The sequence below is a fragment of the Vibrio sp. 1401 genome, assembly GCF_033340295.1.
In genome coordinates this window covers 65426-84321 of sequence record NZ_JAWOWF010000016.1, presented here as the reverse complement: position 1 = coordinate 84321, position 18896 = coordinate 65426, and the positions used below count along the sequence as shown (strand labels likewise).

The 18896-nt window shown below is 43.4% G+C and carries 26 protein-coding genes; all 26 read right to left on the bottom strand.

Going from position 1 to position 18896, the window contains the following annotated elements:
* Positions 1-5: 5 nt before the first annotated feature.
* The 26 genes from R7Z77_RS10740 to R7Z77_RS10615 all read right to left on the bottom strand — a co-directional run bounded on the left by R7Z77_RS10740 (position 6) and on the right by R7Z77_RS10615 (position 18802).
* Complete coding sequence (locus tag R7Z77_RS10740) at positions 6-206, bottom strand: hypothetical protein (protein WP_014386762.1); 201 nt, start codon at positions 204-206, stop codon at positions 6-8.
* Between the two features lie 76 nt (positions 207-282).
* A complete protein-coding gene (locus R7Z77_RS10735) occupies positions 283-576 on the bottom strand; it encodes a hypothetical protein (RefSeq protein WP_014386761.1) in 294 nt (97 codons plus the stop codon).
* 226 nt (positions 577-802) lie between these two features.
* Positions 803-1720: a hypothetical protein gene (locus R7Z77_RS10730; protein ID WP_014386760.1), complete on the bottom strand. Its 918-nt coding sequence runs from the start codon at positions 1718-1720 to the stop codon at positions 803-805.
* Between the two features lie 60 nt (positions 1721-1780).
* The gene (locus R7Z77_RS10725) at positions 1781-1951 is read right to left on the bottom strand and encodes a hypothetical protein (protein WP_159066179.1); all 171 of its coding nucleotides are present in this window, start codon (positions 1949-1951) and stop codon (positions 1781-1783) included.
* 122 nt (positions 1952-2073) lie between these two features.
* The gene (locus R7Z77_RS10720) at positions 2074-2253 is read right to left on the bottom strand and encodes a hypothetical protein (protein WP_014386758.1); all 180 of its coding nucleotides are present in this window, start codon (positions 2251-2253) and stop codon (positions 2074-2076) included.
* Positions 2254-2718: 465 nt separating this feature from the next.
* Positions 2719-2949: a sulfurtransferase TusA gene (gene tusA, locus R7Z77_RS10715; RefSeq protein WP_014386756.1), complete on the bottom strand. Its 231-nt coding sequence runs from the start codon at positions 2947-2949 to the stop codon at positions 2719-2721.
* Between the two features lie 30 nt (positions 2950-2979).
* Positions 2980-3366 carry a hypothetical protein gene (locus tag R7Z77_RS10710; RefSeq protein WP_014386755.1) on the bottom strand — a complete coding sequence of 129 codons (387 nt, stop codon included), beginning with the start codon at positions 3364-3366 and terminating at the stop codon, positions 2980-2982.
* Between the two features lie 213 nt (positions 3367-3579).
* Entirely contained in the window at positions 3580-4215 is a 636-nt protein-coding gene (locus R7Z77_RS10705; protein WP_014386754.1) for a hypothetical protein, read from the bottom strand.
* A 55-nt stretch (positions 4216-4270) separates the two neighbouring features.
* Positions 4271-4681, bottom strand: coding sequence for a hypothetical protein (locus R7Z77_RS10700; RefSeq protein WP_014386753.1), 411 nt, complete (start codon positions 4679-4681; stop codon positions 4271-4273).
* Positions 4682-4764: 83 nt separating this feature from the next.
* Positions 4765-4956, bottom strand: coding sequence for a hypothetical protein (locus R7Z77_RS10695; RefSeq protein ID WP_014386752.1), 192 nt, complete (start codon positions 4954-4956; stop codon positions 4765-4767).
* Positions 4957-4987: 31 nt separating this feature from the next.
* Complete coding sequence (locus R7Z77_RS10690; protein WP_014386751.1) at positions 4988-5272, bottom strand: hypothetical protein; 285 nt, start codon at positions 5270-5272, stop codon at positions 4988-4990.
* Positions 5259-5876: a hypothetical protein gene (locus tag R7Z77_RS10685; protein ID WP_014386750.1), complete on the bottom strand. Its 618-nt coding sequence runs from the start codon at positions 5874-5876 to the stop codon at positions 5259-5261. Before R7Z77_RS10685 ends, R7Z77_RS10690 begins: the two co-directional genes overlap by 14 nt.
* Positions 5877-5937: 61 nt before the next feature.
* The gene (gene yfaE, locus R7Z77_RS10680; protein WP_014386749.1) at positions 5938-6162 is read right to left on the bottom strand and encodes a class I ribonucleotide reductase maintenance protein YfaE; all 225 of its coding nucleotides are present in this window, start codon (positions 6160-6162) and stop codon (positions 5938-5940) included.
* A 306-nt stretch (positions 6163-6468) separates the two neighbouring features.
* On the bottom strand, positions 6469-7359 hold the full coding sequence (locus R7Z77_RS10675; protein WP_014386748.1) for a restriction endonuclease subunit M: 891 nt from the start codon (positions 7357-7359) through the stop codon (positions 6469-6471).
* Between the two features lie 43 nt (positions 7360-7402).
* On the bottom strand, positions 7403-7900 hold the full coding sequence (locus R7Z77_RS10670; RefSeq protein ID WP_014386747.1) for a hypothetical protein: 498 nt from the start codon (positions 7898-7900) through the stop codon (positions 7403-7405).
* A gap of 58 nt (positions 7901-7958) precedes the next feature.
* On the bottom strand, positions 7959-8438 hold the full coding sequence (locus tag R7Z77_RS10665) for a DUF3085 domain-containing protein (protein ID WP_014386746.1): 480 nt from the start codon (positions 8436-8438) through the stop codon (positions 7959-7961).
* A 253-nt stretch (positions 8439-8691) separates the two neighbouring features.
* The gene (locus tag R7Z77_RS10660) at positions 8692-8874 is read right to left on the bottom strand and encodes a hypothetical protein (RefSeq protein ID WP_014386745.1); all 183 of its coding nucleotides are present in this window, start codon (positions 8872-8874) and stop codon (positions 8692-8694) included.
* A 71-nt stretch (positions 8875-8945) separates the two neighbouring features.
* Positions 8946-10106: a hypothetical protein gene (locus R7Z77_RS10655; RefSeq protein WP_014386744.1), complete on the bottom strand. Its 1161-nt coding sequence runs from the start codon at positions 10104-10106 to the stop codon at positions 8946-8948.
* Positions 10107-10386: 280 nt separating this feature from the next.
* Positions 10387-10881, bottom strand: coding sequence for a hypothetical protein (locus R7Z77_RS10650; RefSeq protein WP_014386743.1), 495 nt, complete (start codon positions 10879-10881; stop codon positions 10387-10389).
* Between the two features lie 108 nt (positions 10882-10989).
* On the bottom strand, positions 10990-12750 hold the full coding sequence (locus R7Z77_RS10645) for a VWA domain-containing protein (RefSeq protein WP_014386742.1): 1761 nt from the start codon (positions 12748-12750) through the stop codon (positions 10990-10992).
* A gap of 68 nt (positions 12751-12818) precedes the next feature.
* Positions 12819-14123, bottom strand: a complete 1305-nt coding sequence (locus R7Z77_RS10640; RefSeq protein ID WP_014386741.1) for a DUF3150 domain-containing protein — start codon at positions 14121-14123, stop codon at positions 12819-12821.
* Between the two features lie 446 nt (positions 14124-14569).
* Complete coding sequence (locus R7Z77_RS10635) at positions 14570-14713, bottom strand: hypothetical protein (protein WP_164496844.1); 144 nt, start codon at positions 14711-14713, stop codon at positions 14570-14572.
* Positions 14714-14798: 85 nt separating this feature from the next.
* A complete protein-coding gene (locus tag R7Z77_RS10630; RefSeq protein WP_014386739.1) occupies positions 14799-15809 on the bottom strand; it encodes a YqaJ viral recombinase family protein in 1011 nt (336 codons plus the stop codon).
* A 60-nt stretch (positions 15810-15869) separates the two neighbouring features.
* Positions 15870-16874 (bottom strand): phage recombination protein Bet, encoded by a 1005-nt coding sequence (gene bet, locus R7Z77_RS10625; protein WP_014386738.1) that lies wholly within the window; start codon positions 16872-16874, stop codon positions 15870-15872.
* A 65-nt stretch (positions 16875-16939) separates the two neighbouring features.
* Positions 16940-17821 (bottom strand): hypothetical protein, encoded by an 882-nt coding sequence (locus R7Z77_RS10620; RefSeq protein ID WP_014386737.1) that lies wholly within the window; start codon positions 17819-17821, stop codon positions 16940-16942.
* Positions 17822-17830: 9 nt separating this feature from the next.
* Complete coding sequence (locus R7Z77_RS10615; RefSeq protein WP_014386736.1) at positions 17831-18802, bottom strand: AAA family ATPase; 972 nt, start codon at positions 18800-18802, stop codon at positions 17831-17833.
* Between the last annotated feature and the right edge of the window lie 94 nt (positions 18803-18896).

Here is an 18896-nt window from a genome sequence, read left to right as displayed (position 1 = left end):
ACTCCCTACTTGCGCGAATCTTTACTGGTGAACTGTTCAAACGTTATAGACTCAATCTTTTGAATCTGTTGGCGTAAGGCTGCTAAGCAATCGTGCTTAGCTCGCTCAAAAGCATCAGTCTTGTTGCGCTCGTGTGGGCGGGGCAGATAGTATCCGTCGATCTTCTCTACCGCGCTTCGTAGTGCATATCGGTTTAATTTAGTCATTTCTCTCTCCAGAGTTAGAGAGGGAGCTGTGCCGCACAGGGCGTCAGTTCCCCCTGTGGGTTTGTGTTAATAGGTATCAGACAATTGACATGCCGACTTGTAGTTCACCTTTATAGTCTTTGGGAAGATCTGCAAGCTCCCAAGACATACAAGGCGTTGATACTGGCGTGGTGATCATACAAACATTGTTGCGAACGATGTAATTATAAACACCCCATTCGGCATACTCAGGTTCTCCTTCTTTTGATAAAGCCCATTCGTTACCGAACTGGTCTTCACACAAGTAAACATCGAATTCTGAGTCATGCTCATCAGCTTGTTTAACAACTGTCAGTTTGTGTACGGTTGCAATTTGATCGAATTTTGACATATCTATATCTCCATAAGTTTTTGGAGATAGCCTCCTGCCGGAGAGCTATCCCCGGTAGGGTTATTAGTAATGCTGTTTGTTTTTGGCGACCAGCTATCGCACATCAGCGCACAAGGCACTTTCCAAAAACGTCTCTAACAAACGCCTTTAGAAAATGTCAAGAATGACACCAAGAGGTAAGGATGCAGAGCTATCAAGCTCCGCATCCACCTTAGAGTAAGTTAATTCATAAAGAACAATGAATTAAAATACCATTTTCACTTTTCGCTGCTTCAACTCGCTTGTTTAAACGAAAATCGAAGCAAGCATCCAGAATTTGTCTTTGAAGATACTTAACAAGCTCTCCTGCACTTCGAACTGTTTCTCGTGAACCATTTAATGGCTCAACAAAACAATCATCGTACCAAGAACACGCATCTGGATTATCATGGACATACTTTTTCAACATGCACCAATCTAATGGAGATATAGTTTCTCCCTGCTTAATATTTCCGACGATGCCTTCTATACGTGAATGAATCACCCCGGCTTCGTTATAGCCACTGGGTTCTTGCATTTCGTCATATGGCCCATCATCAATATCGCCACAACCAGCCGGACAGCAATTTGCATCTATGCCGTGGGAGCAATAATGAACGTCATCATTCCAATGCTCTTCATGGCTTTCAGTTTGCTGCTCCGCTGTAATGACTTCGTAACCGTAATTTTCAGCAAGCTTGATAACCTGTTCTTTAACTCCTTTAGGTAAGTCGAGAACAAGGTTATCAATCGCATCTATATACCGGTTTGCGAAGAGTTCATAAATCAGTCCACATCCTTTGTGAGCATCTTGAGCAAGCTTTTCAACCTTCTCAGGGTAATTCTCACAAGGCCACTGGTTTACCTTTTCAAAGTGGTCAATTAACTCATCCAACTCCCAAAAGATATTGTTTATGACTGTACCGAAGACCAAATCGTCTCGGCCAGCTGCGTTGCAAACTGTTTGTATGACAGAATACATATCACTTAAATATGTCACTCTACCAGCTGGACCATCTACAAATTCAGGTTCAAGCTCATCCCCTGTTGAGTGGTAAACAGCTGCACATTTTAGAGCTTCCGTATACGAACCGTGTTCAGCACGATAAATAGATAATTTACACATAGATTTCTCCTGGTAAGGCTGAGGAACCCCTTCTGGGAATCACCTCAGCTATTGGTAGTGTTAAGCGGGCATAACGCGAATTTCATCTCCAGCCATTTGGATTGGAATTGATTTTGCTGGTTGATGACCGCAACTTGTGTCCGGACCATCCGCCGCAGCGAAATAGACCGAATTGTTCATTACATTGATAGGCATACCCAAGGCTTCACCTGCTGGTGCGAGCTTGAGCATTCCTGATCGTTCGATTAAAGCCGGAGCCCAGTGGAAGTCTTCGCCGCCGATATAAGGCTGCTCGGTATCCACCACTTCGACTAGTACCGGAGTCTTGTCCGCCAGCTGCCAGCAGCTTCGGCCTAATTCGTAGGCCAGAGCTTCAAACGCAGGAAAGACAATAAAAGAATCTTGTGAGGTGTGAATGTCGTGTTAAACCATATCGCTTTTCCACTGAAAGCTGAAAAAATCCAGCCCCCCGCTTTAGCTCGATGATTTATAGCTTCTTTTTGTGAATCAAACTCAATAAATTTAGCGGCCATAGGTGTCTCCTTAGATAAAGAGCACACCTGTACCCTACGGGCACAAGTGCGCCCGTGGGCTAGTGTTTGAAATGAACTACCTCATAGGTTTAGGCAGATTCTTGAAGTTTAAGGTTGTCGAGGCAAATTGCATGATATAAGCGATGTCTCTGATCTAGGAGGAAATCCTGATCTGGCCGCCATGTGCTGCGATTGTATTCCTCAGTAAAACCGTTATAAGCGTTTACTTCTGCTGGGGACAATTTCTTACCTGTGTACACACAGGAAAGCCGTCCTACCTCGACAATAGACTGTTTGGGTAGTGGGGTATTAGCCTCTTCAACAGTGTATGAGCGCTTTGTTCGATGGTCGATAATCTTGGACTTTAATTGCTCGTGATTTAGACCTCGTAACGATATATACATGCCTTTCTCCTAAATTAAAGGAGCGGAACTATCCCATAGGACGTTTCCGCCCCTATGGGGTTTATATTTGTTTCTTGATTATGTATTTGTATGGGGGAGAGGTTACTTCGCTTTCCACAAGTTGATGATCCATGTGGCGACAAAAGTCAGGTATATCTCTCGTGGTAGCTGGGTCATCAGCTTTCACTTCGAGTGTTTCTCCTGGCCCCATACGACGAATTGCACGACGAACCACCATTAATGGCTCAGGGCATCGCAATCCCATCACGTCAATAAACTGATCTACATTCATTGGTTATCACCCTTGCCTATAGCAGTCTAATCACGCGACAGAAGACTTACTGTTTTCTTCGTAGCGCATTTTCGCTTGTTCGTTTAAATCAAGTTCACCGTCTTCTAGCTTTAGAATATTTTCTAGAAGATTGGCTTTGTGCATTAAAAGTTCAGCAACAGCCTCATCAATATCCTCGATTATCTGTTTCTGTTTTTTGATGGTGTAGCTATTCAGTTCTTCAACCAGAGGCCACGCTACACTCGAATGAGTATTTAGTGTGGGATATTCTGCTTCAACCTCACAGACAACGCCATTGGCACCTTCTCGACAGTGTGGATAGCCTATACGTAGACCAACGCATCGGTCTAGTTTGGGATAAACACAGAACTCCAAAGGGGTGCGATTAGTAAAAATATCGTTAGTGTTTTTAGACATGATCTTCTCCATGCAATTATTGGTTATTGACGGAGAGCTCCCGACGGGAGGCTCTCCCGTCAGGGTTGATATATTGCTGTTTATTTGCGACGTCCAGCTAACGTACTCAAGCACCAAAGGCACTTTCCAAAAAAGTCTCTATGTACGTACAAACTGCTTTGGAAAGCGAGGGGGCATTTCCCCCTGCGCTTGTTATTTCTACCTTATAGTTTCCTACAAGGCTACATCGTGTGATTCACATTGTTCGATATTCGGCCAATAATAGATTGTACCTTTGCCCATTTGATCTTGACGTGGTGTACCTAGAAATTTGAATAAATTTCCCATGCAACTTGCCACTGCTGAAAGATCTTTTCCTGGGGGGACATCTATCCCAAGACAAGTACGACCATACATAAACCGTCCAGAATATGAACGAACATGGAATTTAGTTTGCTCACTCTCAGGTTCATCTCGATTTACCTTATCTACAGCAAGTACTACCGCTTTGTTTAGAACGATAGTTTGACACGCCTTATCAAGCTCACCGAAGCGTTCAACGTCGATACCACAGAACTTATCAAGTCCCGAGGCAGCATCATGAACAATCAGTTGCTTGGTGTCAGCCAATTCATTTTCCATCGGCTTCCAAATGTTTTCAGCCTCTTTATCAATGAATTGCACTACCTCATGCCATGACCAAAACTCAACATCATCTCTGATGGCACAATGTTCAGGTTCTCGATCTTGCTGCATACATTCCAGCAAAAGCAAATAGCCGTCATACCATGTTCCTTTATATTCATTATTGAATTTAAGGACTTGTGCAGCGGCCAATCCAATTGCTTTCTGTTTCAGTGAAGTAGTCATTGTAATCTCCTCGAACTTGGAGGAGTCCACCAGCAGGTGATCCCCCTCCTGGTGGCTACTTATTTCTTTTAGCTAACTGTCTGAGTGTGTATTGGCAAAGGTTACGCACTTCATCAGGGTCGTAACCAGATAACACACAACAGGTAACAAATGAAAATGGATGAACTTCATCAGAGTTCAACCATTCATAAGCTTCATCTTTTGCTTTTTTACCAGAGCGTCCGTCAGCAAGGACATTTAAGCTATACCGCAAAAATGCCTCTCTTAGCTCTTTAATCTGCCCATCAGTCCAAGTTTCGATTTCAGTTTCAAACTCTTGCTCGACTGTACGATCAGAACATGATGCTACGATTGTTAAGGGAGTAACCTTTTCAATCGGCTCTTCATCATTTTCTAATAGCAGATCATCAAAAATGAAGGGGAGTTGTAATTGTGCATCGTAGGTTAATACGCTTGCAGTATTCACGGGTTGCTCCTAAAAATTTAATTGAGAGGCAACCCACTCCCAAAAGGGCATAGGTATGCCCCTTTGGGGTTAAGTTTCATATGTTAAAATCCAACAATCTGAGAGTTAATTTGCTCTTCCAGCCAAAGCTCCAATGATTCGAGCTCTTTTCTTTCCGACGATGAATTTGCTTTTAAAGCATCACATCTAACGGCCAGCTGCATCGAGCGAACTTCCTCTACAGTTTCCACGTTGTTTCCAGCAAACATAACTAGTTGCGAATTTGGCATGGTCATAACTCACCTCCCTGAGTTTATAAGCCAGTATCTAATGCCTAGATTCAAGGTTGGCGTTAAACCAATCTGCGGGACATTCAATCACCGCATGGGTTACGACATCTCGCTCTGAGTAACCTTGAACCAAAGCATCGGTACACTTCTCAGGAGAAGTACCTTGAGGGACCAACAATTCAAGATGAATTCCATCCGAACCAACCAAATCATCCCCGTAAGGGAAGCCATTGATCGTTTGGTTGTGTCGCTTACACCATTTAATGATATTGGCAATACGACCATGCTCATCTTGACTAGCTATTCGTTTATTCAGCTTCATTGGACACCTCCTGACATGCACCTAGTTCTACCATGCTTTGCATACATAGCTGGTTCATATCCATTGTGAGTGTGTCATTTATGGCCGAATAAACGATCCCCTCTTTCGCAAGTTTTAACACCTGTTTCAACAGAGAAAGAATAGATTGAGCCTCATCGTCTATACGATCTGCTATATCTTTCCATTCCCAATGTTCAAATGGTTGCCATGCAGTTAAATCGGGCTCTTCACCTTTCTCAACGCATTCTATTAGGTACTCGTAAGCCATGAACCAATTGTCAGCACTTCCTAATTCTGACAGGTACTGAGCAGTTGCTTGGGCGTATGCGAGTTCTTCTAATTTTGGCTTGGTGGTTAAGGACATTCTTAAACGCTCTAGAGCTTCTTCTGCATCATTACGAGTTAAGAAGAAGTGTTCTACAGACGAACGGCAACGTTTGCCTTCCGCATAGTAAAGAATGCTTTCCTCTGTACAATCTGGAGTGGCTAAACCGTACTCCTCAATTGTTACAGGCTTGATGGTTAATGACTCGTCACACAATTCATAAACAACAACAGGGAAAGTGCTATTGCGGTAAAAATCGTGATGGTATTGATTGGTCATACATATTTCCTCTTTGTAAAGAGGAGCCCAACCCGTAGGTTAAAGCTCCTCAGGGTTGGGGTTAGATATCGACAGTTACATCTGACGTTGCTGTAGCACAGCAAGGCAAAATTTCACCATCATTAAGATATGCTATAGGTTCAGCACGGTAAGAAATGTTCCCTCTTACCAGCTTGCACCGACATGCTCCGCAATACCCATTTCTGCATTGCGACTCAATAGCGATACCTTTTCTTTCTAGTTGAACCAGTAACGTACTTGTACTGGCTGGTAAGTTGACATGCATTGTCATACTCCTTATTTGAGGAGCATGACTCCCAGCAGGAGAACATGCCCCGCCAGGGTGGTTAATAGATGTGATTTTGCTGTTTATTTGCGACGTCCAGCTAACGTACTCAAGCACCAAAGGCACTTTCCAAAAAAGTCTCTTTGTAAGTTCAAACTGCTTTGGAAAGCGAGGGGGCGTTTCCCCCTGCGCTTATTACCCTGAAACGGTACGTACTCCGATTTCTCGGAGTATTAGAGTATTTCGACATAAATTCGAGAATTTTTCTAATGTGGAACTGCCCTTTCTAGGTGTCAACATTAGCTTTCACTCTGTTAGGGTATAAACCCCAGAATCCACTCGAACAAAATATCGTTCATCTTGCAGCACTTGACGAACCTTGGCTTGCCAGTGTTCGTTTTGTCGGTGTTTCGCGTAAGGTGCAATTTGTTGGTAAATGGCATCTAACGATAAGGTTTTACCCTGTAACACTCGACGCAACACTGCTTTCCATGTAACTCCAACCATATTGGCCGCACGTTTATCTGCTACTGGGATAAGCGAAAGCGATGATGATGCATTTTGCTTTTTGAATACCAGTAACTTTTCATGGGCGATACGAACCAGCTTACTGTTATTGCTGTAGTTGGTCCGGTCAGAGACACAGTTGTGTTGTACCTTGATGATCTCATCAACGAGTTTACCTGGAGCCAAACGCTCAACCAGACTGGACAAGTTATAATACTCGCCTTTACGTCGAAGGTTTCCCATCAAAATACCGTAGTGACCTCCCGGTTCACAGGCATCATGTATATTCATAATGGCTAATTCTAGAGCTTCCACGAACTCTGGCAACGATAGACGGCTCATATCCCATTTATTGGGTTCACCATACATATTGCCAGAAAAAGTGATCATGTCTGCATAAGGGGGGTGCCACCAAATAAGGTGGGCTGGCTCCCCAAGAAATGCAGACAGATCATCTCGCAGCAAATTAAACCCCTGATGCAAGTCTGTACCAATAAAACGAACTTTGAGTTCATTTGCCACATCAGTACTGGTTCCTCCCCCAATACTAGGGTCAACAACTAAGCCATTTGGTTTCATCATATATGACTCAATAAAGTCTTTAATGATGTGTCCGGTGCAATTACCTCGATACTTGTTGTCGCCATAATGACCACGATTCGGGTAAGAGCAAACAGATGTAGTAAACATGGTGTGTCCTCCTTGTGGTGGGCACACCATGCTCCCTATAGGGTTAAAGGTTGTCGGTGTACCATGCATCAAGGTTTTCGTAATCCTTACGATATATCTCCTTATTGGGAGCTGTCATAAAGACCACATCACCTTCACAGTAGGTACACAATTTGAGCTCACGCTCGTTATACCAGAACGCACTATATGACGAGTCTTGATGAGCAATTCTCCAAGAGTCGTTCAGGTAGCAATTCCAAAAGGTTAGTGTATCTCCTAGTGGAAAGTGACTACGTTCGATAATCGAACCATGCTCTGTTTGTTCTGGTTTAACTCGTCCTGTTTTAAGTCGCTTCTTAATGATGCGTTTGGCACGGTTCAGCAGTGCAAATAAGCGAGCATTGTCACTGCTATACCACTGTGGATTACGCTTATTCCAGTAGAATTTTGCGTGAATCTCACCAGATAAGCGCTCCATTTCATTACGGTTTAAAGTATCTAAGAAACGGCGCATTGCCATGTCATGATTAAGCGTTGATTCTAAGGATGCGAGTGTAGTCATTGTGATTCTCCAGTTAATAGAGACCACTGCCCATTCAGGGCAAGTGGCCCCGAAAGGGTTATTTAAGGACAAGTGAAATTTGTGTTGGCGCAACGTTTAACTTGAAATAACGCTTATTAGCTTTATACGCTAAGTCAAACCAACCTACCGGAATGGATACGCTGCCATCATCACCACCAAATATCATTCGAGCAGTTTCGTAAAAGTCGTCATCTTTGTCAGGATTACATCCGTGAGCATAGACAACAGCACCTCTTGAGCGAGGACTTTCTTTTACATCTGCGTTGTTCAGAAGATACAAACCTTGATCTTTTACCAATAGCAACTGCGGTTCGACTAAAGACTTGTCTATCTGGCTGGAGTCCGGCCATCCAAAATCTTTGTGTTCCTCATCGTTTCCATTGGAATCAACAACTTTGCCTGTTTTGTATAGAGCAGGCTTAAAGAGATCATCCATTGTTGGTGAATAACTTTTCGTCTTATTAAGCTCATCCACCAGCAGTTGTACTTCTTTCATGTTAAATTTTACGATTGCCATAATGGCCTCCATTAAAAATTGAGAGGCTAGCAATGCCCTAGAGGCTTTGATGGCCCCTTAGGGTTTAGGATTTAATTTATTCCTACAAATACATTTAGAGCGCGTTTGATATCTAGCTCAAACTCATCCAAGCATGGCATTGATGCATCCATCTCGTCATACCCTTCTCGCTCTATAATTCCCCAAAAACAATCTGAAAGATTATCAACCAAATCAAATAGTTCACTTTCTTTCCACTTATTTGGGGCTCTTTCTATTTCGTCAACACATCACATCTATAGATGAGGTTTGAATATGGATAAAGATCTACAACAAAGTTATCTTCACCATACCCAAAACAATCTCCGATATTGATGTGGTTGTCCTCTGCATGTTTCAGTACAGCGGTCGTGAAATAGAAATGGTATTTTGCTTTATGTGCGTTTTTTGTGCTCATGGCTGTCTCCATAAAATTGAAGAGGCAACCAACGCCTACCAGGGCGTGATTGCCCCGTTAGGGTTAATGTATTAGATCCGGGCTTCCATAATCTGGAATTGCCCTTTTGTCTCTGAGCATAACTCTTTGAGAGAGCTATACAGTTGCTCTGCCGACAACATTGGTTTACCCAAAGCTTTCATTGCCTCAAGTGCATTTTCAGCTCCATGCTCCCCTGTTGCGTCAAAGACGTTGTAGTGGACTTCACCTATTGAAAGAATGTTTCCGCTCGCCTTCACACCAACCTGCATTTTTTCAACAGTTAATGTGAGTCGCTCACTTAAAGAACCTGAATAAAAACTTATTGTCGTATCATCATGGAATACGCCGTTATAGATTTCATCAAAGTTGATCATGATACTTTGGCTGTATTTTTCGCCAAAATAGAGTGTCAAGCAAACCTCCTCTAGTTCCGTATCTGTCACTAATGCACCATTAGCTTTAATCAGATACGGGCCGTCGATTACAGCCTTCATATCGTCATGAATTGAGTCGTATACATCACCTGCCGTCAAAGTACCATTTGGTTCTTTTTGGACAGATTTAGTACGTGTAAACACTTTTTCATCCGACAACTCAGAACTGTTATCAGTGAAGTAGTCAGGTCTCAGATCTTCTTCTTGGATTTGATAGTATCCTTCCGGAACCACCCACTCCTTCCAACCTTCAACCCAATCTGTTTCAGTGTAATCACTCCAATCAGGACTTCTTTCTCGGTTAATAACATCGAGAACCCCATCAATAGTCCAACCATAAACTTTTTGTGTTTCTAGGTCGGTAACGGGGATACGACGCTCCAACGGAGTTTCAATGGACATCAAACTAAGTTTAGTTTCATGGATTCTGAACACATCCCCATCTAATTCAATGAGGCTTTCTGGGTCCGTTAACAAGCTGTGTTTGCCTTGTGCAAGATCCAGAAAATATTCCACCCCTAGACTGATAGTGCTAACCAGATAGTCAACACTATCGACAAGCTCTGCGCAGGTCTTGAGATGAGATGGTAACAGTCGGCCAGAAAGGCTAATTCCCATATCAGAAATTTTCTTCTCTGGATTTTTGATTGCTACGTTTGCGGCCACACGATATGCCTCATAGGCATCTTGTGCAGTAGGATAATCAAAACCCTCTGTCAAAACGCAAAGGAAAGCTGATTGTATTTTCAAGTCAGTATCGGTGTGAGCGATAGTCATGGTTGTTCTCCATAAAAATTGGACACACCTATGCCGTCGAGCAAGATGTGCCCGAGGGCTGTGATAAAAAGTGAATTAATGCTGTTTATTTTTGGCGACCAGCTATCGCACATCAGCGCACAAGGCACTTTCCTTGAATCTCTCGACTTTCACATGTGAAAGTGAAAGGCTCAAGGAAAGCGCCGGGAAACCCGACGCCTATTTCTGGTAGTTGGCCCACCAGGTTCAAAATGTGTGTGAAGTAAAAGCCCAGATAAGAGACTGGGCGTATTAAATGTTATTAAAATATTGGGAACTGGTCATGAACTTGAGCATCAGCATCAATTTCAATCATGCGATACCCAGCTTTAACTGCCGAAACTAAGATATTGTGAAATTCTTCCCCCATACCGTTATATCCAAGATTGTTCTCAGGTTCATCGTACAGTTTGATGAGCCAGCCAGTATTTCGACCCATTATCATATTGCAGTCTGGAGCATAGGATAGCTCATTTAGTGCTTCATGCTCATCTAATGGAATATGACAAATGCTAACACCAAGCGTCTTATACTGATCGTTAGCCGCAGTAAGTGACCATTCAAAAAATGGATACTCAATGTCACCCTCTAATACAGCAATCATTCTAAAGTCGCGTTCAGGTCTGGTTTTTTGCAGTATTTTAAGTTCTTTAATGGCACTTTGCTCACTTAGAACCGTGCAGGGGTTGTCAGCGCGGTCAATGTTGTCATGCCAATTACGACCATGCTTATCTTCAATTTGATACCCAATAATCATGATTAAATACTCCCTAATAATATACAACGCTATCCCCCTATCAGGGAGTTAGACGCCTAAAATGAATAGGCCCCGTCCCTGACGGGATAGGGCCAATACATGGACTGATTAAGCAGCAAAAGCGGTCAACGATCGCTCCATTAACTTAAACAGTGTTTTTTGTAGATCCGCAGCATCCTCGATGACAATGTTCGTATTGAACAGTCGATTAACGGCTGTAGTTTCAATACCAATACCAATCATTTCTATGTCACTGGCTTCGCACAGTCCGATAACTTTGTGACAAGCCAGTGCATTGTTCGGCGCACCATCTGTCACAACAATCATCATTTTACGTTCCTCTCTGGTTTTGGTTAGCTCAAATGCGCTATACCAAATGCCCTCAGCCATCGGTGTACCACCGCGTGAATTGAAGACAAATTTACCAGTTTGGTTTTGTACTTTTTGACCATGCTTTACAACGCTGTACACAGGAACATTGGAGTTGTTACCGAAAAACGTTACTGCTGGATTAACCCCTGGAATGCTTTCTAAAGCTAATGCAATAGCTAAAGAGGCTTCCCTTGCAATATCTTCCCTGCGCTTACCGTTTCCGGCAGGGCTATCCATTGAGGAGCTCATATCGACCAAAATGTGAACCGCTGTATTAGGGCGCTTCTTAGCTTCTGGTCTCTGGAAAATACGAGTATCTCCAATGACAACTTTATGTAGTTGACGAGTGTCTACACGCTTTCCACTTCTTTGGTTCCTATGAGCAGTTCTTTGGCTGGCTTGCACCAATCCATAAAGCTGCTGTCGGATTTTTGAAGTTGTACTTTTCACATCTCCATTGAGACGCTGCCCTGCTTCTTTGTGATCATGGATATCCATTGCTGACCGTACTGTTTGGTAACGATCATCACCTTCTTGCTGGGCTACCAGATTCAGCTCTTGCTTCAAAGCGTCTTGCGCATTTTTAGGCAAATCACTGTTTCCAGCGCTTAGTACTTGTTGTAGCAATTGAGAAGCATTAGGAGGAGAACTGTTACCGCTCGCGTTCTCTTCACTATTATTACCTTGAACTTCGGGGCTATTTTCATTTTGCTCACTTTGCGCTCCACTACTGCCACCCTGTTGTTCTTGGCTATTTTCATCATTGCCATTAGATGACGACTGTTCCTGCCCATTTGGACTTTGAGAGTCGTCACTACTTTTATCCTTCTGCTCAGGTGATTGCTCACGTTGAGATTTCGGATTTTGCTGCTCTTCACTATCTTTCTCTTCTTCGATCATCTTAATGATGTCATCAGCAAGAGATGCAGCGTTTGCAGTTGATTTGGCGTCCACACATTTACGTAGCAAGGCATTAAGCCTTACAACAACACCTTGAGGGAAAACTCTTTCAAACACAGCTTTTGCGCCATCTAAACGCTCTTGCAATGCAGTTTGACCTACACCAACTGTTTGCAACCAATACAAGCAGTATGCAGACAGGATGGATGCCGGGTGGTCTTCATCTCTCACGGGTTCATAATGGCCTGCTTGAAGCATGTATCGAGCCATCTCGTGCAGTGTCAAAGCTGTTCCTGGATAGACCCCAGGCATTGCTCTTTCAATACGACAATCTTCAATGACGTTTGTTAGGTGAGCGTGCAAGGCGCGTCGCCTTTCTACATTGAAGTCCGTAAACCGAACGTGTGCAGCTTCATGTGCCAAGTAGCCCCAAACAGCATCCATATTTGGATAGTCATCTGGAACATTTGGAATAACGATAGTTTGACCATCAGTGCTTGCGGTATCTGACCCCAAGGCAACTTTAACACCAAACTTCTCGCCATAAGCAGCAGCTACGATGGGTAAAGCATTATAAACAGTACGTTTTTTAGACATATTTCTTCTCCAATTTGGACAGAAGAAACAAACCACCCTCGGAAAGGTGGTTGTCCCTTCCGAGGGGGTTAAAAATAACAATCCTGATCATCAAGCTCAGTTGGTTGCTGTTCAGGTTGACTTACAACATGATCATTAGAGTGAGATTGACCAAAGTCCTTGCCAACATAATCTGCTGGGTCTTGGCTATAGTCTTCCACTGGAATATCATCACAATTTAGGTCTGCATCCCACAGAGTCTGAGAAGAGACATCGCTTTTGTCTTCCAAAGCATCATCTTCCTCGTCATCTTGGTTTGCACTGGATGTGCGGTTGGCTAAAAACGCTTCGAAGTCATCCAAAATAGTTTCAGGTTCTAAGTTATTAACTTGTTCACCATCTTCTTGGTTAACTTCTTGGCTTTGCGTTTGAACGTATGGTTGTTCCAGTGCCTCATCACTCTCAACACCTTCACTTTCATCTTCTTGATCAGAAGCTCCAGACTCTAATGAGCTGAGTTCATCTCTGGTCAAGGTTTTGGCTACATCATCAACACTAAGCGAACCACCAGCGTATTCTTGAATACGTTTGCGATCACACATGATTAATACAGCGGCCATAATTTGAAAGACGAACATACCTTCAATATTACGCTTTCCAGCTCCGTGCTTTTCGTACCCTGCTAGTGTTTGATCGAGCAGGCTAACGAGCGGAGTGAATGCGCTGTTCAAAAATGACAGTCCATCCACTTTATCACGTAGGTTTTTTAGCGTTGCGCCTGTAGCTGTTGCTACATGCATCTTCCCAGCTAAACGTTTGTTGTAAAAATCATTGGCATCATTTACCACCTCAGCAATGAGATCATCGCCCAACTCCTCAACCTTACGATTAAGTCTGTGTGCGCTTTGCTCATCTTGAGTAGGTTGAACCATAAACACCTGATATTCAAAACCAATTCGTTTTTCTACTTCTTCACGAGGAAGAGCTCCAGCACGAATAGCAGTCTCGTATTCAGGGTTTTCTCGACACCATTCATCAACGGCATTGTTGTAGCCAGTAACGAACTCGTGTTTTAACTGTTGAACTTCGACGTCAATCTTGTCCAACTTGGCGCAAATCTCATCAGTTTTTGCTACGGGTACAGCATAGCCATTCATGAATGGCATACCATAGCTAAGCAAAAAACGTCGAGTTTCTGTTTTCAAGCGATGAAAGCCTTTCAGCTTCGCTGGATCACAGATTTTTTTCGACCCTAATTGAGCTACTTTCTCTGGTGGAATTTCACCACCAGCACCCAATTTAAAGTCAGATGCAGACAAACGAGTTTGCCCACTCCAGATATCAAAATCAGCATTAATAACGCATAGATTTTCGAGATGTTTAACTTTTGACATGGTTTATTCTCCAGCAAAGTGAAAGCACACCATGTCCCGAACCGGGCATGATGTGCCCGGTTGGGCTATAAAGTTAAAGTGAGTTACGCAGGAATAATCATCCAGGTAAAGGTGGATGGAAATGAATTTCCAACACGTTGAACATTGTCGTACAAGGTGTCATTAAATACTCGGGTCATCCAGTTCGGAGAACCTTTCTTTTTATAACATAGCTTGTAGTTTTTCATGGTTGCCTCCTAGTGCAATAGACAGGAGGCTAACTCCGAACAGGAGAAGCTCCCCTGTTGGGTTAAATTGAAATGAGTTTGATGCTGTTTGTTTTTAGCGACCAGCTATCGCGTCTTCACTCTCGATGAGAGTAGAATTCGTCCTTTTCCGTTGAAGACCGAAAAAGCAATCTTCAATGGAAAAGGGGGGGAATACATTCCCCCTTTCATGTCTACATTTCACATAGGCTCAATGTACCAGGTAACACTTTTTGGGAAAGAGTTTGCCACTCTTTGTACATTGGCATAAATCGTATCTTTGTAGATACGTTCTAGCCAGCGGCCACCATGTAGGTACATGAGCTTGAAGTTCTGTGTTTTCATTGTAGATGCCCTTTGTTGCTTGTTTCTAAAACACACTGACGCGATATGCTTTAGAAACAAGCCCCAAAGGGCTTGTTATTTATGCCTAAAAATAGGCTGACTCTACTTCTAGAGACACATCGTTTAAAGGGGCTAAAACCTCTTCATCTTGAATGTACCTCGGGTTAACAGAGCCTGTAACCGTTACTCGGTAACGCTCTGAGGTCTCCTCTCTATACGAGTTAAGATCCTCAGACTTAATATTCGAACCTTTTTCTTCAAGTAGCTTTTGGTAATTTACCCGACCAGCGGCTTTGTACTTAGTGATCATTACACCGCAATAATCCGCATGGAAATATTCACCCATCAAAGATTTCATTTTATCAAGGTGAGGTTGCCGCTTATCTTTCAACGCTTGCAACCTATCTTCCAACTGCTTAATTTCTGCGTCATAAAGTCGGTACTGCTCCGCTTCGTAAATCCACTCGTTCACTTCCTTACCTTGCGGTATAAAAAGATCTCGCTTGGGGTCTTTCTCAGGCTCTTTACGCTCAGTGACTCTTTTCCAGAAGATTGTGCCCTTAGCCACAATTTCTTTTATCATAGGCTCATCTCGGGTGATAACAAACTCCTTGAGTTGCCCATTTCGGTAGAAAACTAGCCACCCTTGCTTTGCACCAGTAACTAACAACTGATGTTGAACTTGAGGGTAATATAACTGATAAGCCTTGCTGTTTTTTAGTTCAGAACAAACATCGTTCCAGACCGTTTCGCTAGGACATTTCAGTTCAGCAGGTTCACCATTGCCTCGTAGACCATCGAGCGATGCTCTAAACAATGGATATTGAACTGACTCGACACAAACAGGTAAGAGAATATCATTGTACTTCTCCTCAAATGCACGTCTTGCTTTATCTTCGTTTTCAACCCCTTGGCGCACCAGAGGGTTTAGACTTAGATCGACTTCACGAGCATAGCCTGTTTTTTCAGCCCAGAGTCGCCATTCCGTTTTATAAGGAGAACGATTTAGTAGGATGCAGGCGTCAGTAGCAGTAATACCACCTTTACGCCATTCCAACCATTGTTCGCTCCTTTGAGATAGATTGACGATTTTCATAGCTCTCTCCTGTATTTAACAGGAGGAGTCCCCATCGCGGGGGAACTCCCCCGCAAGGGGTTAAAAGTAGTTGCCGTCACCACCCTCTTCCAGTTCAGGATCAGGTTCGTGCAAACCTTCTTCTATAGGATCAGGATCATGCTGAATCGGCTCATCTGGTAACTCAGATTGAACATCGTCAACATTTCCCTTTTCCTGGATAGAAGCTTTTTGGGTTACAGCTGGTTCCATGCTATCAATCTCTGCATCACGCAAATATTGAACCGCATACTCCAACTCGGCACCAGAGAACCGACTTTCAACATACTCGTGAGTTGCTGACCACGCATTTTGCGCAATAGCTCTATCTGCAAGTTGTTTTAAAAGTGGGTCCATTTTCTTTTTATGCTCCAAGGCCAATGGACTTGAGGCTTCAATGACAGCTGGTTGTTTTGTGGTTTGTTCTGACGATACAACATGCGCTTCACCTTCAATTATGCGTTCAGCTTCATCTTGATCGTAAATTCCAGAAAACCCCAAACCGATACGCAGACCTTGGATAAAGCCTTTGTGTCGTAACTGTCGTTTCGTGTGAGTCTGCCAAGGGCCAATAACAGTGTAAGGACCGTACTGACCCGTTGCTTCGACTGGTGGACGATAGACTTCATCAAGATATTCTCGAATACGTATAGACCGTGTACGGTCCTTTCTGTAAACGATACACTCCACCCATTCTGGACATTTCACCTTTGCTCCGGGCATTTCAATAAGATTTTCAGAGTATTCAAACTCCACCCCATCAAATTGCTTGTGCTCGTTGGCAATCCGGCTCCAGCCATCAACACCAACAACAGGTACTATGCCGCCGCTTTTATCGGGGAAAGCGTATATTTCTCGCGTAAACGGATTCAGATTGTACTGCTCCGCTACGATGAGTAATGCCATCATCTGCTCATCAGTTGGTGCGCTTCCGTCTCGCTGCTTAAAGGCTGTTAGCTTTAAAGTTTCAAAAAACTTCTTAGCATCAACCCCAAACCGCTGAGCCATTCTTTCAACTAATGATTTCGTTTCTGGTTTTGTAGACATGGTGTTCTCTCCGTTGAGATGGAAGGGACACCATGACCCCTTAGGGCACAGTGCCCCTCTAGGGGTTAAAAATAGGAATCTTCGGTTTCGCAATCAATGTTATCCAATCGAAATAGTTCGGCGACTAAACCAAGACGTTCTGCCGCTTCTCTAACTTCGTTGTAATTCCATCCGAACTCAAAAAATATTCCTTCCAAAGAATCAAATCCGTCATAAATAAACAGATCACCATCTTCTCCACAGATTTTAACCAAGCGTTTTTCATCATCTTTAAAAAACTCCTGCTCAAATCTGCGTTGTAAATAAATGAACATCAGTAAAGGCTCATAGCCATCCGAAGCAGTTAGCGTCCCAGCACCTTCCAACATCGTTGGACAGATGGTGTTTTCGCTAGCGCCGCTTTTTACAGTTAGCTCATACCCTTTATTGGTTCTCATTAAAACATCAGGTAATTGAGATTGAGATCCTTTCTCTCTGGCAACATCGAAGCCAAGCTTTGATGCACCATCAGTAAAGACCCCGACAATAAACCCTCGGAGTAGAGCATGATTTGAAGCATCAACAGGCGATGACAACAACCAGCTCAGTGAGTAACCATCTTTTGATTCTGTTTCGGCTTCAAGAGAAGACACAGCTTTTGTTGTGGCGTTTACCTGCACTTCATCGAGGAAGGAGTACCCCTCTTTAAGCAGATCATCAACATGCTGATTTTCTTTCTCTTTCACGGTGACAGGAATCGTATCTAAGCTGGTGGCTCTGATTATCTGCCCATCGAGCAAGATAGTCTCTTTCCACCCGTTTAACTCAAAGAACTCTACCAATTGGTATTCAGTTGGCCCATCAGGATCGATGGACCATTGAACTGGCTTGTAACCAAGCATTACCTTGTCGATAGTCGTTCCACGTTCACGGATGTAACGTTTGCAAATCATGTTTTGCGTATCCATGAGATCCCCCTATCGCCACTGCTCACCGAAAACGTCTTTCGCTATGCGAATGACAGCTTCTTTCTCCTCACTTGAGGCTCGGATTAGCAATGATTGTTGTAAGGCATACTCAATGGCATTTGGCGCACCACGAAATTGCAACGTTAGTTTTGCCCAGCGCACAAGTGTCCGCGTAGACATTGTGATGCTGATTTGTCCATCATCCCCGTTTTCACCCATAAATAGTTTACGAATTTCATTAGCAATTCGAACCATACCATTACGAATGTTGTCAGGAAGACGAGGAACTACTCGCTCCAGAACGCCGCGTTCATCTTGCTCTGCCATATATGGCACAACAGAGAAACGATAACGATCCATTGCGGCCAAGTTCTGCATCATTACGCCTTGGTATAATCCTGATGGATCACCTGAGCCTGTACTGTTACCAGTGACAATAACGCGGAACATTGGATGTGGTTTGATGATTTCTCCACCATTCTGAGCGATAACCAGTGGACGACCTTCAAGAATGTCGTTTAAACCGGAAAGCTCTGCTGGGTCAACCAAATCAACCTCGTTAATGAGGAGGACATGGCCTTCACGCATAGCGATTGCTAAAGGGCCATACATGAATTGCATGACGGGAGTTTCTCCAGGCTTTGGTGAAATCAAGGCATGATGTCCAACTAAATCTGTGAACTCTAAACGACCATTAGCCGTAATTTGTTGCACAGGCCAGTTGAGACGCCCTGTAATTTCTGTAATGCCAGAAGTTTTACCAGAACCTGTTGGTCCGGTGACATAGTACGCATCACCGCAGGGATCATTCAAAAATGCTAAGCATTCTCTCAAGAACTCCTTTCGGAAAACGTAATCGGCGTGAGTTTGTGGAATAAAAGGATTGCTGCTATCGGCATAGCCTTTAGCGAGAATCTTTTCCGGAATATCCGGCATACCAAAAACATCACGTACTTTGAAGTTTGCATATTGTTGAGACATAGGTGCGCTCCTAATTGGTTGTGGGCACACCTAGACCCGTACCGGGCTAAGTGTGCCCGGTTGGGCTATTTCAATTAACGTTAATTGCTGTTTG